This window comes from Pseudomonas sp. MEJ086, assembly GCF_030209025.1.
Classification (GTDB): Bacteria; Pseudomonadota; Gammaproteobacteria; order Pseudomonadales; family Pseudomonadaceae; genus Aquipseudomonas; species Aquipseudomonas fulva_A.
Genome location: NZ_JARVSV010000035.1, coordinates 100,823 through 127,094 on the forward strand (window position 1 = coordinate 100,823; position 26,272 = coordinate 127,094).

Annotated in this window: 23 protein-coding genes and 2 tRNA genes; 23 read left to right on the plus strand and 2 right to left on the minus strand. The window is 61.2% G+C overall.

Translation table 11 applies throughout. The annotated features are described in order from the left end of the window. Positions 1 to 74 precede the first annotated feature (74 nt). Positions 75 to 488, plus strand: coding sequence for a ferric iron uptake transcriptional regulator (fur, locus tag QRN22_RS21700; RefSeq protein ID WP_042554880.1), 414 nt, complete (start codon positions 75 to 77; stop codon positions 486 to 488). A 69-nt stretch (positions 489 to 557) separates the two neighbouring features. Here fur and recN read toward each other — a convergent pair whose 3' ends face one another. Beyond that, positions 558 to 2,231: a DNA repair protein RecN gene (gene recN, locus QRN22_RS21705; RefSeq protein ID WP_042554881.1), complete on the minus strand. Its 1,674-nt coding sequence runs from the start codon at positions 2,229 to 2,231 to the stop codon at positions 558 to 560. A gap of 177 nt (positions 2,232 to 2,408) precedes the next feature. On the opposite strand from recN, the gene grpE reads away from it, so the two are divergent. From grpE to QRN22_RS21745, 8 genes are all read left to right on the plus strand, one after another. Further along, complete coding sequence (grpE, locus tag QRN22_RS21710) at positions 2,409 to 2,975, plus strand: nucleotide exchange factor GrpE (protein WP_042554882.1); 567 nt, start codon at positions 2,409 to 2,411, stop codon at positions 2,973 to 2,975. 99 nt (positions 2,976 to 3,074) lie between these two features. Next, on the plus strand, positions 3,075 to 4,997 hold the full coding sequence (dnaK, locus tag QRN22_RS21715; RefSeq protein ID WP_042554883.1) for a molecular chaperone DnaK: 1,923 nt from the start codon (positions 3,075 to 3,077) through the stop codon (positions 4,995 to 4,997). A gap of 123 nt (positions 4,998 to 5,120) precedes the next feature. After that, positions 5,121 to 6,248 (plus strand): molecular chaperone DnaJ, encoded by a 1,128-nt coding sequence (gene dnaJ / locus QRN22_RS21720; protein ID WP_042554884.1) that lies wholly within the window; start codon positions 5,121 to 5,123, stop codon positions 6,246 to 6,248. An 83-nt stretch (positions 6,249 to 6,331) separates the two neighbouring features. Beyond that, positions 6,332 to 7,132 carry a 4-hydroxy-tetrahydrodipicolinate reductase gene (gene dapB, locus QRN22_RS21725; protein ID WP_042554885.1) on the plus strand — a complete coding sequence of 267 codons (801 nt, stop codon included), beginning with the start codon at positions 6,332 to 6,334 and terminating at the stop codon, positions 7,130 to 7,132. Positions 7,133 to 7,413: 281 nt separating this feature from the next. After that, on the plus strand, positions 7,414 to 8,550 hold the full coding sequence (carA, locus tag QRN22_RS21730; RefSeq protein ID WP_042554886.1) for a glutamine-hydrolyzing carbamoyl-phosphate synthase small subunit: 1,137 nt from the start codon (positions 7,414 to 7,416) through the stop codon (positions 8,548 to 8,550). A gap of 175 nt (positions 8,551 to 8,725) precedes the next feature. Next, the gene (carB, locus tag QRN22_RS21735) at positions 8,726 to 11,947 is read left to right on the plus strand and encodes a carbamoyl-phosphate synthase large subunit (protein WP_042554887.1); all 3,222 of its coding nucleotides are present in this window, start codon (positions 8,726 to 8,728) and stop codon (positions 11,945 to 11,947) included. Further along, positions 11,944 to 12,420, plus strand: coding sequence for a transcription elongation factor GreA (gene greA, locus QRN22_RS21740; protein WP_042554888.1), 477 nt, complete (start codon positions 11,944 to 11,946; stop codon positions 12,418 to 12,420). The genes carB and greA overlap by 4 nt, the downstream gene beginning before the upstream one ends. 16 nt (positions 12,421 to 12,436) lie before the next feature. Next, entirely contained in the window at positions 12,437 to 12,850 is a 414-nt protein-coding gene (locus tag QRN22_RS21745) for a DUF4149 domain-containing protein (RefSeq protein WP_042554889.1), read from the plus strand. A gap of 9 nt (positions 12,851 to 12,859) precedes the next feature. Here QRN22_RS21745 and yhbY read toward each other — a convergent pair whose 3' ends face one another. Then, positions 12,860 to 13,171 carry a ribosome assembly RNA-binding protein YhbY gene (gene yhbY / locus QRN22_RS21750; protein WP_042554890.1) on the minus strand — a complete coding sequence of 104 codons (312 nt, stop codon included), beginning with the start codon at positions 13,169 to 13,171 and terminating at the stop codon, positions 12,860 to 12,862. A gap of 98 nt (positions 13,172 to 13,269) precedes the next feature. On the opposite strand from yhbY, the gene rlmE reads away from it, so the two are divergent. The 14 genes from rlmE to rpsO all read left to right on the plus strand — a co-directional run bounded on the left by rlmE (position 13,270) and on the right by rpsO (position 26,214). Beyond that, a complete protein-coding gene (rlmE, locus tag QRN22_RS21755; protein WP_042554891.1) occupies positions 13,270 to 13,902 on the plus strand; it encodes a 23S rRNA (uridine(2552)-2'-O)-methyltransferase RlmE in 633 nt (210 codons plus the stop codon). 187 nt (positions 13,903 to 14,089) lie between these two features. Continuing rightward, positions 14,090 to 16,006, plus strand: coding sequence for an ATP-dependent zinc metalloprotease FtsH (ftsH, locus tag QRN22_RS21760; RefSeq protein WP_042554892.1), 1,917 nt, complete (start codon positions 14,090 to 14,092; stop codon positions 16,004 to 16,006). Between the two features lie 8 nt (positions 16,007 to 16,014). Next, a complete protein-coding gene (folP, locus tag QRN22_RS21765; RefSeq protein ID WP_082045829.1) occupies positions 16,015 to 16,866 on the plus strand; it encodes a dihydropteroate synthase in 852 nt (283 codons plus the stop codon). Positions 16,867 to 16,888: 22 nt separating this feature from the next. Next, positions 16,889 to 18,226, plus strand: coding sequence for a phosphoglucosamine mutase (glmM, locus tag QRN22_RS21770; protein WP_042554894.1), 1,338 nt, complete (start codon positions 16,889 to 16,891; stop codon positions 18,224 to 18,226). A 65-nt stretch (positions 18,227 to 18,291) separates the two neighbouring features. Next, entirely contained in the window at positions 18,292 to 19,047 is a 756-nt protein-coding gene (gene tpiA / locus QRN22_RS21775) for a triose-phosphate isomerase (RefSeq protein ID WP_042554895.1), read from the plus strand. Between the two features lie 4 nt (positions 19,048 to 19,051). Then, positions 19,052 to 19,441 carry a preprotein translocase subunit SecG gene (secG, locus tag QRN22_RS21780; protein WP_042554896.1) on the plus strand — a complete coding sequence of 130 codons (390 nt, stop codon included), beginning with the start codon at positions 19,052 to 19,054 and terminating at the stop codon, positions 19,439 to 19,441. Positions 19,442 to 19,451: 10 nt separating this feature from the next. Then, positions 19,452 to 19,537 (plus strand) — tRNA-Leu (locus QRN22_RS21785). A 97-nt stretch (positions 19,538 to 19,634) separates the two neighbouring features. Next, positions 19,635 to 19,710, plus strand: a tRNA-Thr gene (locus tag QRN22_RS21790). Between the two features lie 126 nt (positions 19,711 to 19,836). Further along, positions 19,837 to 20,295 (plus strand): ribosome maturation factor RimP, encoded by a 459-nt coding sequence (gene rimP / locus QRN22_RS21795; RefSeq protein ID WP_042554897.1) that lies wholly within the window; start codon positions 19,837 to 19,839, stop codon positions 20,293 to 20,295. Positions 20,296 to 20,361: 66 nt separating this feature from the next. Then, on the plus strand, positions 20,362 to 21,843 hold the full coding sequence (nusA, locus tag QRN22_RS21800) for a transcription termination factor NusA (RefSeq protein WP_042554898.1): 1,482 nt from the start codon (positions 20,362 to 20,364) through the stop codon (positions 21,841 to 21,843). A 26-nt stretch (positions 21,844 to 21,869) separates the two neighbouring features. Next, entirely contained in the window at positions 21,870 to 24,365 is a 2,496-nt protein-coding gene (gene infB / locus QRN22_RS21805) for a translation initiation factor IF-2 (protein WP_042554899.1), read from the plus strand. A 109-nt stretch (positions 24,366 to 24,474) separates the two neighbouring features. Then, positions 24,475 to 24,882, plus strand: a complete 408-nt coding sequence (gene rbfA / locus QRN22_RS21810; protein WP_042554900.1) for a 30S ribosome-binding factor RbfA — start codon at positions 24,475 to 24,477, stop codon at positions 24,880 to 24,882. A gap of 4 nt (positions 24,883 to 24,886) precedes the next feature. After that, on the plus strand, positions 24,887 to 25,804 hold the full coding sequence (truB, locus tag QRN22_RS21815) for a tRNA pseudouridine(55) synthase TruB (protein WP_042554901.1): 918 nt from the start codon (positions 24,887 to 24,889) through the stop codon (positions 25,802 to 25,804). A gap of 140 nt (positions 25,805 to 25,944) precedes the next feature. Further along, positions 25,945 to 26,214, plus strand: a complete 270-nt coding sequence (rpsO, locus tag QRN22_RS21820) for a 30S ribosomal protein S15 (RefSeq protein ID WP_042554902.1) — start codon at positions 25,945 to 25,947, stop codon at positions 26,212 to 26,214. Positions 26,215 to 26,272 lie beyond the last annotated feature (58 nt).

A 26,272-nucleotide genomic window follows, 5' to 3' on the forward strand; every position in this document is an offset into this window, starting at 1 on the left:
TGGCTGGGCAACGTAAACCCCGATCATACCCGCAATAAGGGAAGCTGCGAAGCGCTTCCGCGAGAAAGCAGACCATGGTTGAAAATAGCGAACTCCGCAAAGCTGGCCTGAAAGTGACCCTGCCACGGGTCAAAATCCTGCAGATGCTCGACTCTGCCGAGCAGCGTCACATGAGTGCAGAGGATGTTTACAAGTCTCTGATGGACGCCGGTGAAGATGTCGGTCTGGCCACTGTTTACCGGGTTCTGACCCAGTTCGAAGCGGCCGGCCTGGTGGTACGCCACAACTTCGACGGCGGCCATGCCGTATTCGAATTGGCCGACGGTGGTCACCACGATCACATGGTGTGCGTGGATACCGGCGACGTGATCGAGTTCTTCGATGCCGAAATCGAAAAGCGTCAGAAAGAAATCGTTCGTGAGCACGGTTTCGAGCTGGTTGATCACAATCTGGTTCTGTACGTGCGCACCACTGGCGTTAAAAAGTAAGTACGACCCGTAGTGAAAAAGGCGACCCTGGGTCGCCTTTTTCATGCCTGTAATAAAGTGTTGCGAATACTAGCTCTGCGCGTTGCTGACCAGCTTGCGGGCGTGGGCCAGCGACTCTTCGGTAAGGTCGATGCCGCCGAGCATGCGGGCGATCTCTTCAACGCGTTGGGCGTCGCTCAGCTTGCTGACCGCGGTGCGGGTCGCGTTGTTGCCGCGCACCTTGTGTACGAACAGGTGTTGGTGGCCCTGGGCGGCGACCTGCGGCAGGTGGGTGACGGTAAGTACCTGGCCACGGTTGCCCAGACGGCGCAGCAGTTGACCCACGACTTCGGCGGTAGGTCCGCCGATACCGACGTCCACTTCATCGAATACCAGCGTCGGTACCCGTGAGGTCTGCGCGGTGATCACCTGGATTGCCAGGCTGATACGCGAAAGCTCGCCACCCGAGGCCACCTTGGCCAGTGCCTTGATCGGTTGGCCCGGGTTGGCACTGACCAGAAACTCCACCTGCTCGAGACCATTGGCGTTCGGTTCGCTGCTGATGTTTTCCTGCAGTTGAATGCTGAAGCGACCGCCGGGCATGCCCAGTGTCTGCATTTCCTTTTCCACCGCCTTGCTCAGTTTGCCTGCCGCTTTGTGTCGGCGGGCGCTCAGTTCGGCAGCCTTCTCCTGATAGTGTCGGCCATAGGAAGCCAGCTCCTCGCTCAGGCGCTCGGTGGCCTGGTCATCGGCATTCAGGCCTTCCAGCTCGTCGAACAACTGCTGCTGCATGGCGGGCAGTTCGCTGGGGTGAATGCGATGCTTGCGCGCCAGTGTATAGATGGTGTCCAGGCGCTCTTCCAGTTGTTGCTGGCGCTGCGGGTCGGCCTCGAAATGGTCGAGAAAACGATTCAACTCACCCACCGCCTCTTCGACCTGAATCTGTGCGCTGGCGAGCAGGTTGGCGGCTTCGTTGAGCGCGCCCGGTTGGCCTTGCACGCCGCTGAGTCGGCTCAGGCTATTGGTCAGGGCGGACAGCACGTTGCCGGCATCGCTCTCGCTGCATTGCTCGATGACCTGGCGGCAGGCGGCGAGCAAGCCTTCGGCGTTGGTCAGGGCCTTGTGGTCCTGTTCGAGCTGCTCCAGCTCGTTGTCGCCTAGCCCAAGGTTCTCCAGCTCTTCCAGCTGATAACTGAGCAGTTGATGGCGCGCACGCTGTTCATCGCCCTGTGAGGCGAGGCGTTCGAGTTCGCTGCGTGTCTGCTTCCAGCGCTGTGCGGCCAGGTGCACCTGGCGGGCCAGTTCCTGGGCGTTGGCGTATTCGTCGAGCAGGCGGCGATGGGTGTCGGCCTTGAGCAGCGACTGGTGTTCATGCTGGCTGTGGATGTCGATCAGCAGCTCGCCCAGCGCCTTGAGGTCACCGAGCGGGCAGGGGGTGCCGTTGATGTAGCCCCGCGAGCGGCCTTCGGCGGTGATCACGCGGCGCAAGATGCAGGGGCCGTCGGTGTCCAGGTCGCGCTCGGCGAGCCAGTCGTGGGCTTCGGGAATGTCGCCCAGGTCGAAGCTGGCGAGAATGTCGGCCTTGTCTGCACCTGGCCTCACTACGCCGCTGTCCGCGCGATCGCCCAGGGTCAGGCCGAGGGCGTCGAGCATGATCGATTTGCCAGCGCCGGTTTCGCCGCTGATGACGCTCATTCCGCGATCCAGTTCCAGATCGAGGTGTTCGACGATGGCGTAATTGTGTACGGACAGGTGCACCAGCATGGCGTGGCCTCCCAGAATTTTGTCTGGTTATTTATACAGTGTTTTGTCTGTGAGTGGCAATCCTGTGTCCTCTGTCGTGCAGTGATGTGGTTGCGCCCCTTGAAACCCTACGAATCGTCCTTATATAGGCGGCAGACGCGCGAGTTGAGGCTCGTCGATTATTCAGAGGAGAAGTGCATGGCTGACGAACAGAACCTGGATCCGCAGACTCCCGAGGCCGAAGCGAATGACGCTGCGCCGAGTGATGACCTGGCTGCTCGCGTGCAAGCGCTCGAAGAGCAACTGGCGGCTGCGCAGGATCAGTCGCTGCGCATGGCTGCCGATCTGCAGAACGTGCGCCGCCGCGCTGAGCAGGATGTCGAGAAGGCGCACAAGTTCGCCCTCGAGAAATTCGCCAACGACCTGTTGCCGGTGGTCGATAGCCTGGAGCGTGGTCTCGAGCTGTCCAGTGCCGATGACGAATCGATCAAGGCGGTGCGCGAGGGCATGGAGCTGACGCTCAAGTTGCTGCTCGATACCCTCAAGCGTCATCAGTTGGAAGCCATCGACCCGCATGGTGCGCCGTTCAATCCGGAGCACCATCAGGCCATGGCCCTGCAAGAGAGCACCAACGTCGAGCCCAACAGCGTGCTCAAGGTGTTCCAGAAGGGCTACATGCTCAACGGTCGCCTGCTGCGTCCGGCCATGGTCGTGGTCAGCAAGGCACCGGCCGAGACTCCGCCGTCCATCGACGAACAGGCTTGAAATCGGCGGGCGAGCCCCCATTTATTAAGTCAAGCGTATTAGTGCTACCGCAGCGGTCACGACAGCGCTGCGGATATATCAAAGTTTCGGGAGAGTGAAATGGGCAAAATTATCGGTATCGACCTGGGGACCACCAACTCCTGCGTCTCCATTCTTGAAAACGGCAACGTCAAGGTCATCGAGAACGCCGAAGGCGCGCGTACCACGCCGTCGATCATCGCTTACGCCAACGATGGCGAGATCCTGGTCGGCCAGTCCGCCAAGCGTCAGGCCGTGACCAACCCTCACAACACCCTGTATGCGGTGAAGCGCCTGATCGGCCGTCGTTTCGACGAAGAAGTCGTACAGAAAGACATCCAGATGGTCCCGTACAAGATCGCCAAGGCGGACAACGGTGACGCCTGGGTCGAGGTCAATGGCCAGAAGATGGCACCGCCGCAGATCTCGGCTGAAATTCTCAAGAAGATGAAGAAGACCGCCGAAGACTATCTCGGCGAAGCGGTCACCGAAGCGGTCATCACCGTTCCGGCCTACTTCAACGACAGCCAGCGCCAGGCAACCAAGGATGCTGGCCGCATCGCCGGTCTGGACGTCAAGCGCATCATCAACGAGCCTACCGCGGCTGCGCTGGCCTATGGCATGGACAAGGCCAAGGGCGACCACACCGTGATCGTCTATGACCTGGGCGGCGGTACCTTCGACGTCTCGGTGATCGAGATCGCTGAAGTCGACGGCGAGCACCAGTTCGAAGTACTGGCCACCAACGGTGACACCTTCCTCGGTGGCGAAGACTTCGACATCCGCCTGATCGACTACCTCGTCGACGAGTTCAAGAAAGAAACCGGCATGAACCTCAAGGGCGACCCGCTGGCCATGCAGCGCCTCAAGGAAGCCGCCGAGAAGGCCAAGATCGAGCTGTCCTCGAGCCAGCAGACCGACGTCAACCTGCCGTACATCACTGCAGACGCCACCGGTCCCAAGCACTTGAACGTGAAGATTTCCCGCGCCAAGCTGGAATCGCTGGTCGAAGATCTGGTACAGCGCACCATCGAGCCGTGCCGCATCGCCTTGAAAGACGCCGGCATCGACGTCGGTTCGATCAACGACGTGATCCTGGTCGGCGGTCAGACCCGCATGCCGCTGGTGCAGAAGCTGGTTACCGAGTTCTTCGGCAAGGAAGCACGCAAGGACGTCAACCCGGACGAAGCCGTTGCCATGGGCGCTGCCATTCAGGGCGCGGTACTGGCTGGCGACGTCAAGGACGTGCTGCTGCTGGACGTTTCCCCGCTGACCCTGGGTATCGAAACCATGGGCGGTGTGATGACCGCGCTGATCGAGAAGAACACCACCATCCCGACCAAGAAGTCGCAGGTGTTCTCCACCGCCGACGACAACCAGAGCGCGGTGACCATTCACGTGCTGCAGGGTGAGCGCAAGCAGGCCGGTCAGAACAAGTCCCTGGGCAAGTTCGACCTGGCCGAGATTCCGCCAGCTCCGCGTGGCGTACCGCAGATCGAAGTGACCTTCGATATCGATGCCAACGGCATCCTGCACGTCGGTGCGAAAGACAAGGCGACCGGCAAGACCCAGTCCATCGTGATCAAGGCCAACTCGGGCCTGTCCGATGATGAAATCGAGCGCATGGTGCGTGACGCCGAGGCCAATGCCGAGGAAGACCGCAAATTCGAAGAACTGGCCACCGCCCGTAACCAGGGCGACCAGCTGGTTCACGCCACACGCAAGATGCTCACCGAAGCGGGCGACAAGGCCACTGCGGACGAGAAAGCGGCCATCGAAACGGCCCTCGGCGAGCTGGAAGTTGCCGTCAAGGGTGACGACAAGGCGGCCATCGAAGCGAAGATGAATGCCCTGTCCGAGGCAACCACGCCACTGGCGCAGAAAATGTATGCCGAACAGCCGCAGCCAGGTGCTGCCGGTGCGGCGGCGGATGCCGGTGAAACCAAGGGCTCTGCGGACGACGTTGTCGACGCCGAGTTCGAGGAAGTCAAGGACAACAAGTAAGCCCCGGCTTGCCTGTGTTTGCGCCCTGCCGCACTACTGTGCGCCAGGGCGATCCGCCGCGCGGGGGCTTGCTCCCGCGTTGGCGTGTCTGGACGGTACGAATTTTGAGAGTGTTAGAAATCCATGTCTAAACGTGACTACTACGAAGTGCTCGGGGTCGAGCGCGGTGCCAGCGAGGCGGAGCTGAAGAAGGCCTACCGCCGCCTGGCGATGAAGCATCACCCCGATCGCAACCCCGGCGACAAGGCTGCCGAAGACGCCTTCAAGGAGGCCAACGAGGCCTATGAAGTGCTGTCCGATGCGGGCAAACGCAGCGCTTACGATCAGTACGGTCATGCCGGTGTCGACCCACAAATGGGTGGCGGTGGCGGCTTTGGCGGTGGCAGCGCCAACTTCTCCGATATCTTCGGCGACGTGTTCAGCGATTTCTTCGGTGGCCAGCGTGGCGGTCAGCGCGGCGGTGCGCAGCGCGGCAGCGACCTGCGTTACACCCTGGAGCTGGATCTCGAAGAGGCAGTGCGTGGCACCACGGTGACCATTCGCGTGCCGACTCTGGTCAACTGCAAGGTGTGCGAAGGCTCCGGCGCCAAGAAGGGCACCACTCCGGTCACCTGCACCACGTGCGGAGGCATCGGTCAGGTGCGCATGCAGCAGGGTTTCTTCTCTGTGCAGCAGACCTGCCCGCGCTGCCACGGCAGCGGCAAGATGATCACCGACCCTTGTGGTTCCTGCCACGGTCATGGCCGTGTCGAAGAGCACAAGACGCTGTCGGTCAAGGTACCGGCTGGTGTCGATACCGGTGACCGCATTCGTCTGTCCGGCGAGGGCGAGGCGGGCACCATGGGTGGTCCGGCTGGCGATCTGTATGTGGTCGTCAACGTGCGTGAGCACGCGATCTTCCAGCGCGACGGCAAGCATCTGTACTGCGAAGTACCGATCAGCTTCGCCGATGCAGCGCTGGGCGGCGAGCTGGAAGTGCCGACCCTCGACGGTCGGGTCAAGCTGAAGATCCCGGAAGGCACGCAGACTGGCAAGCTGTTCCGCCTGCGTGGCAAGGGCGTGGCTCCGGTGCGCGGCGGCGGTGCTGGCGACCTGATGTGCAAGGTGGCGGTGGAAACACCGGTCAACCTGGATCGTCGTCAGCGCGAGCTGCTCGACGAGTTCCGTCAGTCCCTGGCGGGCAACAGCTCGCACTCGCCCAAGGCCAATGGCTGGTTCGAAGGCGTCAAGCGCTTCTTCGGCGATCTCTGAAACCAGCCGCACGCTGCAAGTCGGGCGACCAGAAATGGCGTGTCCGGCTCGTAGCTTGAGGCTCGCAGCGTGGAGCTGTTGTTATGCGAATTGCAGTCACAGGCGCCGCCGGGCGCATGGGCAAGAACCTGATCGAAGCCGTGCAGCAAGCCGAAGGTGTTAGCCTCGGCGCGGCGCTGGCACGTCCCGAAAGCACGCTGCTGGGCGCTGATGCCGGCGAGCTGGCCGCGGTCGGCAAGCTGGGTGTGGCCGTTGGCGGCGATCTGCGCGGTGTGCTCGATCAATTCGACGTGCTGATCGATTTCACTCACCCCTCAGTGACGCTGAAGAACCTGGAGCTCTGCCGGCAGGCAGGCAAGGCCATGGTCATCGGCACCACCGGTTTCAGTGCTGCTGAAAAGCAGTTGCTGGTCGAGGCGGGCAAGGATATTCCCATCGTCTTCGCCGCCAACTTCAGCGTGGGCGTCAACCTGTGCCTCAACTTGCTCGATACCGCTGCGCGGGTGCTGGGTGACGACGTGGACATCGAGGTCCTCGAGGCTCACCACCGCCACAAGGTCGATGCGCCGTCCGGTACTGCGCTGCGCATGGGGGAGGTCATCGCCAACGCATTGGGCCGTGATCTCGACAAGGTCGCGGTCTACGGGCGTGAAGGTCAGACTGGCGCTCGTGCCCGCGAAACCATCGGGTTCGCCACGGTGCGCGCCGGCGACGTGGTCGGCGATCACACCGTGCTGTTCGCTGCCGATGGCGAGCGTGTGGAAATCACTCACAAGGCTTCCAGTCGCATGACCTTCGCCAAGGGGGCCGTGCGGGCTGCTTCCTGGCTGCGCGGTCGTTCTGTCGGGCTGTACGATATGCAGGACGTGCTGGGTCTGAAGTGACCCGGATCGGGGTGCGCGTCGAGCCCCTTCGGCAAGCGCCAGGGTGGCTCGGGGCGCAGCGATGCGCCTTGTTGCCGGTTCCTTCAGCCCGCCGTGAATCGGATTTCAGGTTTTTGCCTCTCTATGCCTTTCGAAAAACCGGGTTTTCCTGTAAGCTTTTCGCTTTAGTGTGTCCACTAAAAGTTGCGCAGAATGAATCAATCAAAAAAGCGGGATGACCTTCACACGTCATCCCGCTTTTTTACAATCTGCGTTTGCTCCACGATCTACGGGAGGTCTTCTTGAGTAAGCCAGCCATACTCGCCCTTGCTGACGGCAGCATTTTTCGCGGCGAGGCCATCGGGGCCGACGGCCAGACTGTCGGGGAGGTGGTGTTCAACACCGCCATGACCGGCTATCAGGAAATTCTCACCGATCCGTCATACGCCCAACAAATCGTCACGCTGACCTATCCACATATCGGCAATACCGGCACCACGCCGGAAGACGCCGAGTCGGATCGCGTCTGGGCTGCCGGCCTGATCATTCGTGATCTGCCGCTGACCGCCAGCAACTGGCGCAACAAGCAGTCCCTGTCCGATTACCTCAAGGAAAACGGCACCGTCGCCATCGCCGGTATCGACACTCGCCGCCTGACCCGCATCCTGCGCGAGAAAGGTTCGCAGAACGGCTGCATCCTGGTCGGCGCTGACGCCACCGAGGAAAGGGCTCTGGAACTGGCGCGTGGCTTCCCGGGCCTCAAGGGTATGGACCTGGCCAAGGAGGTCAGCTGCAGCGAGCGCTACGAGTGGCGCTCCAGCGTCTGGAACCTGAAGGATGACAGCCATCCCGAGATTGCCGCCAGCGAGCTGCCTTATCACGTCGTCGCCTACGATTACGGCGTCAAGCTGAACATCCTGCGCATGCTGGTCGCTCGTGGCTGCCGCCTTACCGTGGTGCCAGCGCAAACCCCTGCCAAGGATGTACTGGCGCTCAATCCCGATGGGGTGTTCCTGTCCAACGGCCCGGGCGATCCCGAGCCCTGCGATTACGCCATCCAGGCGATCAAGGACGTGCTCGAGACCGATATTCCGGTATTCGGCATCTGCCTTGGCCACCAATTGCTGGCGCTGGCCTCCGGTGCCAAGACCCTGAAAATGGGCCACGGCCACCATGGTGCCAACCACCCGGTGCAGGATCTGGACACTGGCGTGGTGATGATCACCAGCCAGAACCACGGTTTTGCCGTGGATGAGAACAGCCTGCCGAGCAATCTGCGCCCGATCCACAAGTCGCTGTTCGACGGCACCCTGCAAGGCATCGAGCGTACCGACAAGGACGCCTTCAGCTTCCAGGGTCACCCCGAGGCCAGCCCGGGTCCCAACGATGTCGCCCCACTGTTCGACCGCTTCATCGAAGCCATGGCCAAGCGCAAATAGACGAGTCGTCTGGAAAGCGTAGCGAGCGCTGTCTGGGCAAGGCCCCCGGCACGCAACGACGAGACAGTACATGTGTCAGTACGGCGAACAAGTGAGTACCGCGCAATGCAGCCCAGATAGCGCGCAGTAGCTTTCAAGATGACTCGCCGACTGACCTAAGGATTCGAGAGAGAACATGCCAAAACGTACAGACATCAAAAGTATCCTGATCCTCGGTGCCGGCCCCATCGTCATCGGCCAGGCGTGCGAATTCGACTATTCCGGCGCCCAGGCCTGCAAGGCCCTGCGCGAGGAAGGTTTCCGCGTCATTCTGGTGAACTCCAACCCGGCCACCATCATGACCGACCCGTCGATGGCCGACGCCACCTACATCGAGCCGATCAAATGGGCCACCGTGGCCAAGATCATCGAGAAGGAGCGTCCTGACGCGCTGCTGCCGACCATGGGTGGCCAGACCGCGCTCAACTGCGCCCTGGACCTCGAGCGTCATGGCGTGCTGGAAAAATTCGGCGTCGAGATGATCGGTGCCAATGCCGACACCATCGACAAGGCCGAAGACCGTTCGCGGTTCGACAAGGCGATGAAAGACATCGGCCTTGCCTGCCCGGTTTCGGGCATCGCCCACAGCATGGAAGAAGCCTACGGCGTGCTCGAGAAGGTCGGCTTCCCGTGCATCATCCGTCCGTCCTTCACCATGGGCGGTACCGGTGGTGGCATCGCCTACAACCGTGAAGAATTCGAGGAAATCTGCGCCCGTGGTCTGGACCTGTCGCCGACCCGTGAGCTGCTGATCGACGAATCGCTGATCGGCTGGAAGGAATACGAGATGGAGGTGGTCCGCGACAAGAAGGACAACTGCATCATCGTCTGCGCCATCGAAAACTTCGATCCGATGGGCGTGCACACCGGTGACTCGATCACCGTCGCACCGGCCCAGACCCTGACCGACAAGGAATACCAGATCCTGCGTAACGCCTCTCTGGCGGTGCTGCGCGAGATCGGTGTGGAAACCGGCGGCTCCAACGTGCAGTTCGGCATCTGCCCGGATACCGGTCGTATGGTGGTCATCGAGATGAACCCGCGTGTGTCGCGTTCCTCGGCACTGGCCTCCAAGGCGACCGGTTTCCCCATCGCCAAGATCGCCGCCAAGCTGGCGGTGGGTTACACCCTCGACGAGCTGTCCAACGACATCACCGGTGGTCGTACCCCGGCGTCGTTCGAGCCGGCCATCGATTACGTGGTCACCAAGATCCCGCGCTTCGCCTTCGAGAAATTCCCCAAGGCCGACGCCCGCCTGACCACCCAGATGAAATCCGTCGGTGAAGTCATGGCCATCGGCCGTACCTTCCAGGAATCCCTGCAGAAAGCGCTGCGTGGCCTGGAAGTTGGCGTGTCCGGTTTCGATCCCAAGCTCGACCCGGCCGATCCCGAAGCTGAAAGCACCCTCAAGCGCGAGCTGATCGTGCCGGGCGCGGACCGCATCTGGTACGTCGGCGACGCTTTCCGTGCCGGCAAGACGGTCGAAGAAGTGTTCGAGCTGACGCGCATCGACGAGTGGTTCCTGGTGCAGATCGAAGATCTCATCAAGGACGAGCAGCGCATCCAGACCCTGGGCCTGTCCAGCATCGACCGTGACCTGATGTTCAGCCTCAAGCGCAAAGGCTTCTCCGATGCGCGCCTGGCGGCGTTGCTCGGTGTCACCGAGAAGAACCTGCGCAGCCATCGCCACAAGCTCAAGGTGCTGCCGGTCTACAAGCGTGTGGACACCTGCGCTGCCGAGTTCGCGACCGATACCGCCTACATGTATTCGACCTACGAGGAAGAGTGCGAGGCCAATCCGAGCAGCCGCGACAAGATCATGATCCTCGGCGGCGGCCCGAACCGCATCGGCCAGGGTATCGAGTTCGACTACTGCTGCGTGCACGCCGCGCTGGCCATGCGTGAAGACGGTTACGAGACCATCATGGTCAACTGCAACCCGGAAACCGTCTCCACCGACTACGACACATCCGATCGGCTGTACTTCGAGCCAGTGACCCTGGAAGACGTACTGGAAATTGTCCGCGTCGAGCAGCCCAAGGGTGTGATCGTCCAGTACGGCGGTCAGACGCCGTTGAAACTGTGCCGCGCCCTGGAAGAAGCTGGCGTGCCGATTATCGGCACCAGCCCGGACGCTATCGACCGCGCCGAAGACCGTGAGCGTTTCCAGCAGATGGTGCAGCGCCTCGGCCTGCGTCAGCCTGCCAACGCCACCGCCCGTAGCGAAGAAGAGGCGCTGACGCTGTCCAAGAACATCGGTTACCCGATGGTGGTCCGCCCATCCTATGTACTTGGTGGCCGGGCGATGGAAATCGTCTACCAGGAAGAAGAGCTCAAGCGCTATATGCGCGAGGCGGTGAAGGTCTCCAACGACAGCCCGGTTCTGCTCGACCGCTTCCTCAACTGCGCTATCGAAGTCGATATCGATGCGGTGTGCGATGGTGAGCAGGTCGTCATCGGCGCCATCATGCAGCACATCGAACAAGCGGGTGTGCACTCCGGTGACTCCGCCTGTTCGCTGCCACCTTACTCGCTGCCAGCACACATCCAGGACGAGATCCGCGACCAGGTCAAGAAAATGGCCCTGGAGCTCGGCGTCGTCGGCCTGATGAACGTGCAGATGGCCGTGCAGGGTGAAGACATCTACGTGATCGAGGTCAACCCGCGCGCGTCGCGTACCGTGCCGTTCGTGTCCAAGTGCATCGGCGAGTCGCTGGCCAAGGTGGCGGCGCGCGTGATGGCTGGCAAGACGCTCGCAGAAATCGGCTTCACCGAAGAAATCATCCCGCCGTTCTTCAGCGTCAAGGAAGCGGTATTCCCGTTCAACAAGTTCCCGGGCGTTGACCCGATTCTCGGCCCGGAGATGAAGTCCACTGGCGAAGTGATGGGCGTCGGCGACACGTTCGGTGAGGCCTTCGCCAAGGCGCAACTGGGCGCTAGCGAGATTCTGCCGAACTCCGGCTGTGCGTTCATCAGCGTGCGTGATGATGACAAGCCGCTGGCCGAGCAGGTCGCCCGCGATCTGATCAGCCTGGGCTTCGAAGTCGTCGCCACCTCCGGTACCGCCAAGGTGATCGAGGCTGCCGGTTTGCCGGTACGTCGCGTGAACAAAGTGACCGAAGGCCGTCCGCACGTGGTCGACATGATCAAGAATGACGAGGTCACCCTCATCATCAATACCACCGAAGGTCGTCAGTCCATCGCGGACTCCTACTCCATCCGTCGTAACGCTCTGCAGCACAAGATCGCCTGCACCACCACCATCGCGGCGGGTCAGGCGATTTGCGAGGCGCTGAAGTTCGGCCCTGAAAAGACCGTACGTCGTTTGCAAGACCTGCACGCAGGAATCAAGGCATGAACAAGTACCCCATGACCGTGGAGGGCGCTCGCGCCCTCGAGGAAGAGCTGGCCCACCTGACCAAGGTAGTCCGGCCCAAGCTCAGTCAGGACATCGGCGAAGCACGCGAGCTGGGTGACCTGAAGGAAAACGCCGAGTACCACGCTGCACGCGAGCAGCAGGGCATGGTCGAAGCGCGCGTTCGCGATATCGAAGGCCGTCTGCAGAACGCGGTGGTGATCGATGTGACCACCATCGCCCATACCGGCAAGGTGATCTTCGGTACTACCGTGGAAATCGCCAACGTCGAGACCGATGAAAGCGTGTCCTACCGGATCGTCGGTGAAGACGAAGCCGACATCAAGCAGGGCAAGATTTCCGTCGGTTCGCCCATTGCCCGTGCCCTGATCGGCAAGGAAGAGGGTGACGTGGTGGCGGTGAGCACCCCTAGCGGTCTGATCGAGTACGAGATTGTCGAAGTTCGTCACATCTGACCTGGCGCCGTCCGACATGGCTGCAGGTATCTGGATGCTGCTGCAAACCCTTTGGGTGGGCGGCATCTGGATACTGCACTTCATGGTGGTGCCGGGGCTGTACAGCGTGGGGCTGGCGTCGCTGCTGATCGAAGAGATCGCTGGCGTGCTGATGCCGCAGATGGTGCTCATCACCCTGGTCTGCGTGCTCGTTCAGGCTGGTCTGCTCGTTAGGCTGCGTCGCCTTTCGTCGCTTTGGGGCGAGCGCCGCGGGCAATTTCTGCTCGCGGTGCTGGCAATCGCTTCGGCCTTGCTGGCTTCGCTCGTGCTCTGGCCAGATGCCATTCGCTGGCAGCTGTTCAGCTACTTGCTGCTGGCGTTCTTCGGCCTGCTGCTGGTGCTGCAGCCCGTGCCGCGAACGGTCGCGAAAGCCGACCCGGCGGTCGGCTGATCCGCTGATTCAGCCCTGAAAGCGGCTGATGTTGGACAGGTTGCGATTGGCCTTGGGGTTCTTGCGGTAGATCAGCGCCATTTTTCCGATTACCTGCGCCAGGTCGGCCTTGCTGGCCTTGCACAGCTCATCGATCACCGCCAGGCGGCTTTCGCGCTCGGTGATGCGCAGCTGAATCTTGATCAGTTCATGATCGTTCAGGGCGCGCTCCAGCTCTGCCAATACGCCTTCGGTAACACCGTTATCGGCAACGATCAATACCGGTTTCAGGTGGTGGCCGATAGATTTGAACTGTTTCTTCTGCTCTTGAGTGAGCGGCATAATCTGAACCCTGCGTCTTAATCTGGGGAAAGCGGGCTATTTTAACCGAGCCGCTTGAAGACCGCCCAGTTATTCATTCTGTTCTTCCGAGGTGTTGTGTGGCCCGTTCCAAGACCAGCCAGCGTTGGCTGAAAGAGCATTTCGACGATCCCTACGTCAAAATGGCGCAAAGGGACGGCTACCGTTCACGTGCCAGCTACAAGCTGCTGGAGGTGCAGGAGAAGGATCGCATCCTGCGCCCGGGAATCACCGTGGTCGACCTCGGTGCGGCCCCGGGCGGCTGGTCTCAGGTCACCAGTCGGGTGATCGGCGACAAGGGGCGGCTGATCGCCTCGGACATCCTGGAAATGGACAGCATCCCGGATGTCACCTTCATTCAGGGCGACTTTACCGACGATGCGGTGTTCGCACGCATCCTCGAGGCTATCGACAATCATCCCGTAGACCTTGTGATTTCCGATATGGCCCCCAATATGAGTGGAGTCAGGGAATCGGATCAGCCGCGCGCCATGTACCTGTGCGAGCTGGCGCTGGATCTGGCTACCCGAGTGCTGCGCCCCGGTGGTGATTATCTGATCAAGATTTTCCAGGGCGAAGGTTTCGACGAGTACCACAGGCAGGTTCGTGGTCTGTTCGAGAAGGTGCAGATGCGCAAGCCGCTGTCATCGCGCGGGCGCTCCCGCGAGCAGTACATGCTGGCGCGTGGATTCAAAGGGCAGCGCGAAGAGTAAAACCAAAGGCCTGGTTGTCAGTCCAAGCCGATACGCGCATCGTAACGGGCAGATATCTCATAAAGGGTTACAGACGGTGTCAGCCACGAGCGAGCGTTTGTAGTAAGTTAGATCGGTATATAACTGGTCGTCATGCGAAGCACGCTTCGGCAAGGGGCCTGCTTCAGAGGGTAGCTAATTGAACGACATGGCAAAGAATCTGATCCTGTGGCTGATCATCGCCGCCGTCCTGGTTACGGTGATGAACAATTTCTCCAGCCCGAGCGAGACGAACAAGCTCAATTACTCGGAGTTCATCCAGCAGGTTCAGGATGGTGGGGTCAAGCGCGTAACCGTCGATGGCTACATCATCAGCGGCATGCGTTCCGACGGCACGTCGTTCGAAACCGTGCGCCCGGCGATCCAGGACAATGGCCTGATCAAGGATCTGATGGACAACAACGTCGAGATCGTTGGCAAGCAGCCTGAACAGCAGAGCATCTGGACCCAGTTGCTGGTCGCCAGCTTCCCGATTCTGGTGATCATCGCGGTGTTCATGTTCTTCATGCGCCAGATGCAGGGCGGTGCAGGCGGCAAGGGCGGGCCGATGAGTTTCGGCAAGAGCAAGGCGCGCCTGCTCTCCGAAGACCAGGTCAAGACCACCTTCGCCGACGTCGCGGGCTGCGACGAGGCCAAGGAAGAAGTCAGCGAGCTGGTCGAGTTCCTGCGTGATCCGGGCAAGTTCCAGCGCCTCGGCGGCCGTATCCCTCGCGGCGTGCTGATGGTCGGCTCCCCGGGTACTGGTAAGACCCTGCTGGCCAAGGCCGTTGCCGGCGAAGCCAAGGTGCCGTTCTTCACCATTTCCGGTTCCGACTTCGTGGAAATGTTCGTGGGTGTCGGCGCCTCCCGTGTGCGTGACATGTTCGAGCAAGCCAAGAAACACGCGCCCTGCATCATCTTCATCGACGAGATCGACGCCGTTGGTCGCCATCGTGGCGCCGGCATGGGTGGTGGTCACGACGAGCGCGAGCAGACCCTCAACCAGTTGCTGGTAGAGATGGACGGCTTCGAAATGAACGATGGCATCATCGTCATCGCCGCGACCAACCGTCCGGACGTGCTCGATCCTGCGCTGCTGCGCCCGGGCCGCTTCGACCGTCAGGTGGTCGTCGGTCTGCCGGACATCCGTGGTCGTGAGCAGATCCTCAACGTGCACATGCGCAAGGTGCCGATGGGCGAAGACGTCAAGGCTGCGGTCATTGCCCGTGGTACGCCTGGCTTCTCCGGTGCCGATCTGGCCAACCTGGTCAACGAGGCATCGCTGTTCGCCGCTCGCTCCGGCAAGCGCGTCGTCGAGATGAAAGAGTTCGAACTGGCCAAAGACAAGATCATGATGGGCGCCGAGCGCAAGACCATGGTCATGTCGGACAAGGAGAAGCTCAACACGGCGTTCCACGAGGCGGGTCACGCCATCGTCGGTCGTCTGGTGCCCGAGCATGACCCGGTTTACAAAGTGTCGATCATTCCCCGTGGCCGCGCCCTGGGCGTGACCATGTTCCTGCCGGAAGAGGATCGCTACAGCCTTTCCAAGCGCGCGCTGATCAGCCAGATCTGCTCGCTGTACGGCGGCCGTATCGCGGAAGAAATGACCTTGGGCTTCGACGGTGTAACCACTGGCGCGTCCAACGACATCATGCGCGCCAGCCAGATCGCCCGGAACATGGTCACCAAGTGGGGCCTGTCCGAGAAGCTCGGCCCGCTGCTGTATGCCGAGGAAGAGGGTGAAGTGTTCCTGGGCCGTGGTGGCAGCGGTCAGAGCAGCAACATCTCTGGCGAAACTGCCAAGCTCATCGATCTCGAGGTGCGCAGCATCATCGACCATTGCTACGACACGGCCAAGCGCCTGCTCGAAGAGAATCGCGACAAGCTCGACGCCATGGCCGAAGCACTGATGAAGTACGAGACCATCGATGCCGATCAGATCGACGACATCATGAGCGGTCGCACGCCGCGCGAGCCACGTGACTGGACGGGTGGCGGTAACGATACCGGTACGCCGATAGCCAAGTCGGATGAGGCTGATCGTCCCGAAAAACCAATCGGCGGTCCTGCTGCCGAGCTGTAAGGCTTTTCATGTCCCATGCAATACCCCGGAACCGGCTGCCTTGTGGCAGCCGGTTTCTTGATTTGACCCGTCCCCAAGTGATGGGGATCCTCAACGTAACCCCCGATTCGTTCTCCGACGGTGGCCGCTTCGCCATGCGCGACGCGGCGTTGCGCCATGCCGAAAGCATGGTGCTGGCCGGGGCGACGCTGATCGATGTTGGCGGTGAGTCCACTCGGCCGGGCGCCGATCCCGTGTCCGTGGAGCAGGAGCTCGCGCGCGTGGCACCCATGGTGGAAGCCATTGCCGCTGAGCTGGACGTGATCGTCTCCGTCGACACCTCGACGCCGGAAGTCATTCGCGAGTCGGCCAGGCTGGGTGCCGGACTGATCAACGACGTGCGCTCGCTACAGCGTGACGGTGCGCTTCAGGCGGCTGCTGACAGTGGCCTGCCGGTTTGCCTGATGCACATGCGTGGCGAACCCACGACCATGCAGCAGAGCCCGCAGTACGAGGATGTACTGGATGCCGTGGCGGACTTTCTGCGCGAGCGGCTGGCCGTCTGCGAAGCGGCGGGCATACCTGCGCAGCGCATCGTTCTGGATCCGGGTTTCGGTTTTGCCAAGACCCTCGAGCACAACCTCAGCCTGTTCCGCCGTATGCCGGCGTTGCAGGCTTTTGGTCTGCCGCTACTGGTAGGCGTTTCACGCAAGAGTATGATTGGCGCTGTGTTGGGTCGCGAGGTCGACGGGCGCCTGTATGGCAGTCTGGCCCTGGCGGCGTTGGCCGTTGCCAAGGGTGCGAGCATTTTACGCGTTCACGACGTGGCGGAAACCGTCGATGTGGTGCGCATGGTCGCCGCAGTCGAAGCGGCGCAGTAATCAGAAAAAGGGAGTTGTCGTTTTGAGTCGCAAGTATTTTGGCACCGACGGTATTCGTGGGCGCGTCGGTCACTATCCCATTACCCCCGACTTCATGCTCAAGCTCGGCTGGGCCGCGGGCATGGCCTTTCGCAAGCAGGGCAAGTGCCGGATTCTGATCGGCAAGGATACGCGCATCTCCGGCTACATGTTCGAGTCGGCCCTGGAGGCAGGTCTGTCTGCTGCAGGTGCTGACGTCATGCTGCTCGGGCCGATGCCGACGCCGGCGATCGCCTACCTGACGCGTACCTTCCATGCCGAGGCGGGCATCGTCATCAGTGCATCGCACAACCCGCACCACGACAACGGCATCAAGTTCTTCTCCGGGCAGGGCACCAAACTGCCTGACGAGGTCGAGCTGATGATCGAAGAGCTGCTCGATGCGCCGATGACGGTGGTCGAGTCCGAACAGCTCGGCAAGGTATCGCGGATCAATGACGCCGCGGGGCGCTACATCGAATTCTGCAAGAGCAGTGTGCCGACCAGTACCGACTTCGCTGGCCTCAAGATCGTTCTCGATTGTGCCCATGGTGCGGCCTACAAGGTCGCGCCCGCCGTGTTCCAGGAGCTCGGTGCCGAAGTTTCGGTGCTTTCCGCTCAGCCCAACGGCCTGAACATCAACGCCGATTGCGGCTCGACCCATGTCGAAAACCTGCAGGCCGAGGTCGTGTCGCGCCAGGCGGATCTGGGTATCGCCTTCGATGGCGACGCCGATCGGGTGCTGATGGTCGATCACACCGGGGCTGTGGTGGACGGTGACGAACTGCTGTTCATCATCGCTCGTGATCTGCAGGCGCGTGGCAAGCTGCAGGGTGGGGTGGTCGGCACCCTGATGAGCAACCTGGGCCTCGAACTGGCCCTCGACGAACTGCAGATTCCCTTCGTGCGCGCCAATGTGGGTGACCGTTACGTGATCGCCGAGCTTCTGGAGCGCGGCTGGCAGCTGGGTGGCGAGAACTCTGGGCATCTGGTGTGCTTCCAGCACGTCACCACGGGGGATGCGATCGTCGCGGCGCTGCAGGTACTGCTCGCCATCCGTCGACGTGGGCAGAGCCTTGCCGAGGCGCGTCAGGGCCTGCGCAAGTGTCCGCAAGTGCTGGTCAACGTGCGTTTCGGAGGTGGTGTCGACCCGCTCAAACATCCCGACGTCCAGGCTGCCAGCGACAGCGTGACGGAGCGCATGGCCGGGCGCGGCCGGGTGTTGCTGCGCAAATCCGGTACCGAGCCGCTGGTGCGGGTGATGGTGGAGGGTGAGGACGAAACTCAGGTACGAGCCTATGCCAATGAATTGGCTGAGGTTGTCTCTCGAGTCTGTGTCTGATTCGGCTTGCCAGTCCACAATCGGTTGGGTAACATCTGCGCCCTCTTTGACCAACGAGGTAAAGCATGCGCCGCTCAATGGTTGCTGGTAACTGGAAAATGCACGGTACCCGCGCCAGTGTCGCAGAGCTGATCGATGGTCTGAATCGGCAGGTGTTGCCTGCCGATGTCGATGTTGCCGTGTTCCCTGTCAGTGTTCATCTCGGTCAGGTTGTCGAGGGATTGGCTGGTGTTGCCGTGTCGATTGGCGCGCAAGACTGTGCAGTCGAGGCGGGGCAGGGTGCGTTGACCGGAGAGGTGTCGAGCGAGCAATTGCGCGATGCCGGTTGCAAGCTCGTGCTGATCGGCCATTCCGAGCGTCGCCTGATTCTGGGTGATAGCGAGGAGCAGGTGGTGCGCAAGTTCGCGGCGGCCCAGGTTGCCGGGCTCGTTCCGGTTCTGTGTGTGGGGGAAACCCTCGAGCAGCGCGAAGCGGGTGAGACGCTTGCGGTCGTAGGGCGTCAGCTCGACAGCGTGATGGATGCGCTGGGTGTCGCGGTGCTTTCGAGTGCCGTGGTGGCGTACGAGCCGGTCTGGGCTATTGGTACCGGGCTGACGGCGTCGCCCGAGCAGGCGCAGGACGTGCATGCGGCGATTCGTGCTCGGGTCGCTGGCAAAGATGCGGATGTGGCGGGTGCTTTGAGAATTCTTTATGGCGGCAGTGTCAAGGCCGCCAATGCAGCCGAGCTTTTCGGCATGCCAGATATCGATGGGGGGCTTGTGGGTGGAGCCTCTCTGAATGCGGATGAGTTCGGTGCGATCTGTCGCGCTGCAGGAAACTAAGAATATGCTGGAAACAGTCGTTGTGGTTCTTCATCTGCTGGGCGCGATCGGTGTGGTTGTGCTGGTTCTGCTGCAGCAGGGTAAAGGTGCCGATGCAGGTGCTTCGTTTGGTGCTGGTGCTTCGAATACCGTTTTCGGTAGTCAAGGAACTACTACCTTTCTGAGTCGAGTTACTGCTATACTCGCCACCGCTTTTTTCATTACCAGCTTGGGTTTAGCTTACTTTGCTAATCAAAAGTCTGATACGCTTGGCCAGGCTGGTCTGCCTGATCCGGCAGTGATGGAAGTGCCGCAGGAAAGCAAGCCTGCAGCAGAAGATGTACCGGTGCTTGAGCAACAACAAGCGCCAGCTTCGGGGCAGCAAGACGTACCTCAAACCCCTGAAGAGCAGTAAGCGTTAATTTGCCGAGGTGGTGGAATTGGTAGACACGCTACCTTGAGGTGGTAGTGGCCATAGGCTGTAGGGGTTCGAGTCCCCTTCTCGGTACCAATTGAACAGAAGAGCCCGCAGCATGCGGGCTTTTCTGTTTCTGGGGGTTGGTTGACCCGCGGGGCGGTTCAGCCGTATAATCCGCTCCCAGTTTTGAAGCGGGATGGAGCAGTCCGGTAGCTCGTCGGGCTCGTCGCCCGAAAGTCGCTGGTTAACTCCAGCACCCGCATCCAGTTGTAGCGGAGCCCCTTTCAAGGGGCTTTTTGCTAGCTGGTTGACAGATTTGCCGTCGCACGGACGGTTTTATGGATGGGCGTTTCGCCCATTTTTCATTTGCACAGCATGCGCGAGGGGTTCGGGTGTCGAGCAAGCTAGAACAGTTGCAGGCCTTGGTGGCCCCGGTAGTCGAAGCGCTTGGCTACGAGTGCTGGGGTATCGAGTTCCTGTCTCAGGGGCGGCATTCGCTGCTGCGTATCTACATCGATCATGCCAATGGCGTTCTCATCGACGATTGCGAGAAAGTCAGTCGGCAGATCAGCGGTGTTCTCGATGTCGAGGATCCCATTGCGGCGGAGTACACCCTCGAGGTCTCGTCGCCAGGCATGGATCGACCGCTGTTCACGTTGGCGCAGTTCGCCAGTCACGCCGGCGAGCAGGTAAAAATCAAGTTGCGCTCGCCGTTCGAAGGGCGCCGCAACTTTCAGGGTCTGCTCCGCGGTGTGGAGGAGGAAGACGTGGTGGTGCAGGTGGATGACCACGAGTTCCTTTTGCCGATCGATCTGATCGACAAGGCCAACATTATCCCCCGGTTTGATTGAGACACGGATCCCGCGGGATTCGCGGAATGCGTGGATCCCAATGGATTGCGAAAGGCGAGGCGTACGATGAGCAAAGAAGTACTGCTGGTTGTTGAGTCGGTATCCAATGAAAAGGGCGTACCGGCCGCTGTGATTTTCGAGGCGCTCGAGTTGGCGCTGGCCACAGCGACCAAGAAACGTTTTGAAGATGAAGTCGAACTGCGCGTGGCGATCAATCGCCAGAGTGGCAGCTATGAGACCTTCCGTTGCTGGACCGTTGTCGAGGAAGAACACTTCGACGATCCCGCGCATCAGGTGACCACCGACATGCCGCGTGCTGTCGAGGCGAATGCCAAGGTCGGTGATGTACTCGAAGAAAAGATCGAGTCCATCGAGTTCGGGCGCATCGCTGCGCAGACCGCCAAGCAGGTCATCGTGCAGAAAGTGCGCGAGGCCGAGCGTGCCCAGGTCGTCGAAGCCTATCGCGAGCGTCTTGGCGAGATCATCGCCGGCACCGTGAAAAAGGTCACCCGTGACAATGTCATCGTCGATCTGGGTGCCAACGCTGAAGCGTTGCTGGCTCGCGAAGACATCATCCCGCGTGAAACTTTCCGAGTCGGCGTGCGCTTGCGTGCCCTGCTCAAGGAAATCCGCACCGAGAACCGCGGCCCTCAGCTGATTCTGTCGCGTACCGCGCCGGAAATGCTGATCGAGCTGTTCCGCATCGAAGTGCCGGAAATCGCCGAAGGCCTCATCGAGGTCAAGGCTGCTTCTCGTGATCCGGGCTCGCGAGCCAAGATCGCGGTGCGTTCCAAGGACAAGCGTATCGACCCGCAGGGTGCCTGCATCGGTATGCGCGGTTCGCGTGTGCAAGCGGTTTCCGGCGAGTTGGTCGGTGAGCGCGTGGACATCGTGCTGTGGGACGACAACCCTGCGCAGTTCGTCATCAACGCCATGTCGCCGGCCGAAGTCGCGGCGATCATCGTTGACGAAGACGCTCACGCCATGGACATCGCCGTTGGCGAAGACAACCTGGCGCAAGCGATTGGCCGTGGTGGTCAGAACGTACGCCTGGCCAGCCAACTGACCGGCTGGACGCTGAACGTGATGACCGAAGCGGACATTCAGGCCAAGCAGCAGGCCGAGACCGGCGACATCCTGCAGAGCTTCATCGACGAGTTGGAAGTCGACGAAGAGCTGGCCCAGGTGCTGGTCGAAGAAGGCTTCACCAGCCTGGAAGAAATCGCTTACGTGCCGATGGAAGAGATGCTCAGCATCGATGGTTTCGACGAAGAAATCGTCAACGAACTGCGCTCGCGAGCGAAGGATCGTTTGCTGACCAAAGCCATCGCCACAGAAGAAAAGCTGGCAGACGCCCAGCCGGCCGAAGACCTCCTCGAAGTCGAGGGTATGGACAAAGGCCTGGCGCAGGAACTGGCAGTGCGCGGTGTGGTTACCCGCGAAGACCTGGCCGAGCAGTCTATTGACGACCTGCTCGACATCGACGGCATCGACGAAGAGCGTGCCGGCAAGCTGATCATGGCCGCCCGAGCCCACTGGTTCGAGTAAGTTTTACGGCCTGAGGAGAGAAGTGCATGACGCAAGTCACGGTGAAAGAACTGGCCCAAGTGGTCGACACACCGGTAGAGCGCCTGCTGCAGCAGATGCGAGAGGCGGGTTTGCCGCACAGCAGTGCCGAGCAAGTTGTCACCGATAACGAGAAGCAGGCCCTGCTTGCTCATCTGAAGAGCAGCCACGGCGAGAAGAAAGCCGACGCGCCGCGCAAGATTACCTTGCAGCGCAAAACCACCAGCACCCTGCGGGTCGCTGGCAGCAAGACCATCAGTGTTGAAGTGCGCAAGAAGAAGACCTTCGTCGAGCGCAGCAACGAAGAGATCGAAGCCGAGAAGCAGCGTGCGCTCGACGAGCAGCGCGCCGCGGCGGAAGCCGTTCGCCTGAAGGCCGAGGAAGAAGCCAAGCGCAAGGCAGAAGAAGAGGCCAAGCGCCAGACGTCTTCGCCAGCCGCCGAGCAGGCGCCTGTGGTTGAAGCCGTTGCGCCGACGCCGACCATTGCCCCTGTCGCAGCCCCTGCTGCCGATGAGCGCAAGAAGGACGAGCCGCGTCGCCCTGACAAAGCCCGTAACGACGACGCTGATCGCCGTGGCGGTGATCGCAAGACCACCCAGCATCGCCCGACCGTCAAGGAAAAGGCGCCTGCTCCACGTGTCGCTCCGCGTACCACCGACGAAGAAAGCGATGGCTTCCGTCGTGGTGGCCGTGGCAAGGCCAAGCTGAAGAAGCGCAACGCCCACGGTTTCCAGAGCCCAACCGGCCCTATCGTGCGCGAAGTGAAGATCGGCGAGACCATCACCGTGGGCGATCTCGCTCAGCAGATGTCGGTCAAGGCTGCTGAAATCATCAAGTTCATGTTCAAGCTGGGTACGCCGGCGACCATCAACCAGGTTCTGGATCAGGAAACTGCCCAGCTGGTTGCTGAAGAACTGGGCCACAAAGTGACCCTGGTCAGCGATACCGCGTTGGAAGACTCCCTGGCCGAGTCCCTGAAGTTCGAGGGTGAAACGTTCTCTCGCGCTCCAGTGGTGACCGTCATGGGTCACGTCGACCATGGTAAGACCTCGCTGCTCGACTACATCCGTCGCGCCAAGGTTGCTTCCGGTGAAGCGGGTGGTATCACCCAGCACATCGGCGCCTACCACGTGGAAACCGAGCGCGGCATGGTTACCTTCCTCGATACCCCGGGTCACGCCGCGTTTACCGCGATGCGTGCCCGTGGTGCCAAGGCTACCGATATCGTGATCCTGGTGGTTGCGGCGGACGACGGCGTGATGCCGCAGACCATCGAAGCCGTCCAGCACGCCGTGGCTGCCGGTGTACCGCTGGTTGTCGCCGTGAACAAGATCGACAAGCCGGGCGCCGATCTCGATCGCATCCGTAGCGAACTGTCGGTGCATGGGGTGACGTCGGAAGAGTGGGGCGGTGACACGCCGTTCGTACCTGTTTCGGCCAAGGTCGGTACCGGTGTTGACGAGTTGCTCGAGGCTGTTCTGCTGCAGGCCGAAGTTCTGGAACTCAAGGCAACCCCGTCGGCCCCAGGCCGCGGTGTGGTGGTCGAGTCCCGTCTGGACAAGGGCCGTGGTCCGGTCGCTACCGTACTCGTCCAGGACGGCACGCTGCGTCAGGGCGACATGGTGCTGGTCGGTTCGAACTATGGTCGCATCCGCGCCATGCTCGACGAGAACGGCAAGCCGATCAAGGAAGCTGGTCCGGCGATTCCAGTCGAGATCCTCGGTCTCGACGGTACACCGGAAGCCGGTGACGACATGACTGTCGTCGCTGACGAGAAGAAAGCGCGTGAAGTTGCGCTGTTCCGTCAGGGCAAGTTCCGCGAAGTGAAGCTGGCGCGTGCCCATGCTGGCAAGCTGGAGAACATCTTCGAGAACATGGGTCAGGAGGAGAAGAAGACGCTCAATATCGTCCTCAAGTCCGACGTCCGTGGCTCGCTGGAAGCGCTGCAGGGTTCGCTCGGCGGTCTGGGTAACGACGAAGTGCAAGTGCGTGTCGTCGGTGGCGGGGTGGGTGGTATCACCGAGTCCGACGCCAACCTGGCACTGGCTTCCAACGCCGTACTGTTCGGTTTCAACGTGCGTGCCGATGCGGGCGCTCGGAAGATCGTCGAGCAGGAAGGTCTGGACATGCGTTACTACAACGTCATCTACGACATCATCGAGGACGTCAAGAAGGCGCTCACCGGTATGCTCGGCAGTGACGTTCGCGAGAACATCCTCGGTATCGCCGAAGTCCGTGACGTGTTCCGTTCGCCGAAGTTCGGTGCGGTCGCCGGTTGTATGGTGGTCGAAGGTACCGTTTACCGTAATCGTCCGATCCGCGTATTGCGCGACGACGTGGTGATCTTCGAAGGCGAGCTGGAATCCCTGCGTCGCTTCAAGGACGATATGGCCGAAGTGCGTAACGGCATGGAGTGCGGTATCGCTGTGAAGAGCTATAACGACGTCAAGGTCGGCGACAAGATCGAAGTGTTCGAGAAAGTCCAGGTGGCTCGCAGCCTGTAATCGCGAGTCGCAACACGCAACGCCCGGCCCCGCATTCGCGCGGCCGGGCGTTTGCCGCTTTTGAGTCCGATGCTTTTTCAGGCGTCGAGGCGAGTGGAAGGTAGCAAAGATGGCAAAAGACTATAGCCGTGCCCAGCGCATCGGCGACCAGATTCAACGCGAGTTGGCGCAGCTGATTCGCACCGAAGTCAAAGACCCGCGCCTGGGTGGCCTGGTAACCGTCACGGCGGTCGACGTCAGCCGCGACGCCAGCCATGCCAAGGTGTTCGTCACCATCATGGGCGCCGAGCCGCAAGAAGGTGTCGACCCTATCGTGCAGAGCCTCAAGGTGCTCAACGACGCCAGTGGTTTCCTGCGCATGCAGTTGGGCAAGGCGATGAAGCTGCGTAGCGTGCCGAACCTGCGCTTTCACTACGATGAGAGCGTGATTCGCGGTGCTCAGCTGTCGGCGCTCATCGAGCGTGCGGTGACCGAGGACAGCAAGCACGGCGACACCGATACCGACGCCAAGGAGTAACTGCGTGGCTCAGGTAAAACGTATTCGTCGCAAGGTCGACGGCATCATCCTGCTCGACAAGCCCAAGGGCTTCAGCTCCAACGCTGCACTGCAGAAGGTGCGCTGGCTGCTCAATGCCGAGAAGGCCGGGCATACCGGCAGCCTCGATCCATTGGCGACTGGTGTGCTGCCGCTGTGCTTCGGCGAGGCGACCAAGTTCTCCCAGTACCTGCTCGATGCCGACAAGGGTTACGAGACGGTCATGCAGCTTGGCGTCACCACCACCACGGCCGATGCCGAGGGTGAGGTGCTCGAGCGTCGTGACGTGAATGTCGCGGCGGCCGATATCGAGGCGCTGTTACCGCGTTTTCGTGGCGACATCAGCCAGGTCCCGCCGATGTACTCGGCACTCAAGCGCGACGGCCAGCCGCTTTACAAGCTGGCGCGGGCAGGAGAAGTAGTGGAGCGCGAGGCGCGTTCTGTTACTATTGCGCGCCTGGAGTTGCTCGACTGTGCCGCCGACAAGGCGAGCCTGGCGGTCGACTGCAGCAAAGGGACCTATATCCGTACCCTGGTCGAGGACATCGGTCAGTTGCTGGGGTGTGGAGCTCACGTCGCGGAGCTGCGTCGCGTCAAGGCCGGTCCGTTCGGTCTGGTGCAGACGGTCAGCCTCGAAGAGCTCGAGCGTGTGCATGCCGAAGGTGGCAACGAAGCGGTCGATCGCTTCCTGCAACCGGTGGACAGTGGCCTCGAACATTGGCCGCTGCTGAGCTTCTCGGAGCACAGCTCGTTCTATTGGCTGCAAGGGCAGCCCGTCCGTGCGTCGGACGCGCCGAAGTTCGGCATGGTGCGGGTACAAGATCACAACGGTCGCTTCATCGGTATCGGTGAAGTGAGCGAAGACGGGCGCATTGCGCCGCGTCGTCTGATTCGGTCTGCATGACCGTGGCGAGTCGCTCAAACGGCTCGTATCGAGGGTGGCTGTCAATAGGCACGGTCATTGCTCCTTTAAAAACACGGGAAGCGATTCCCGGCCTATTGAGACTGTCGTTCACGACAATCTCCAGATGAGAGGATGCCCACATGGCACTCAGCGTTGAAGAAAAAGCTCAGATCGTTAACGACTACAAGCAAGCCGAAGGCGACACCGGTAGCCCGGAAGTTCAGGTTGCTCTGCTGTCCGCTAACATCAACAAGCTGCAAGGCCACTTCAAGGCCAACGGCAAAGACCACCACTCGCGTCGTGGCCTGATCCGTATGGTCAACCAGCGTCGTAAGCTGCTGGATTACCTGAAGGGTAAAGACACCAGCCGTTACAGCGCCCTGATCGGTCGCCTGGGTCTGCGTCGCTAAGCAATGCTTATGCGCCGTTGACCGCAAAAGCTGGAAGTGGGCTCGCCCCGCTTCCAGC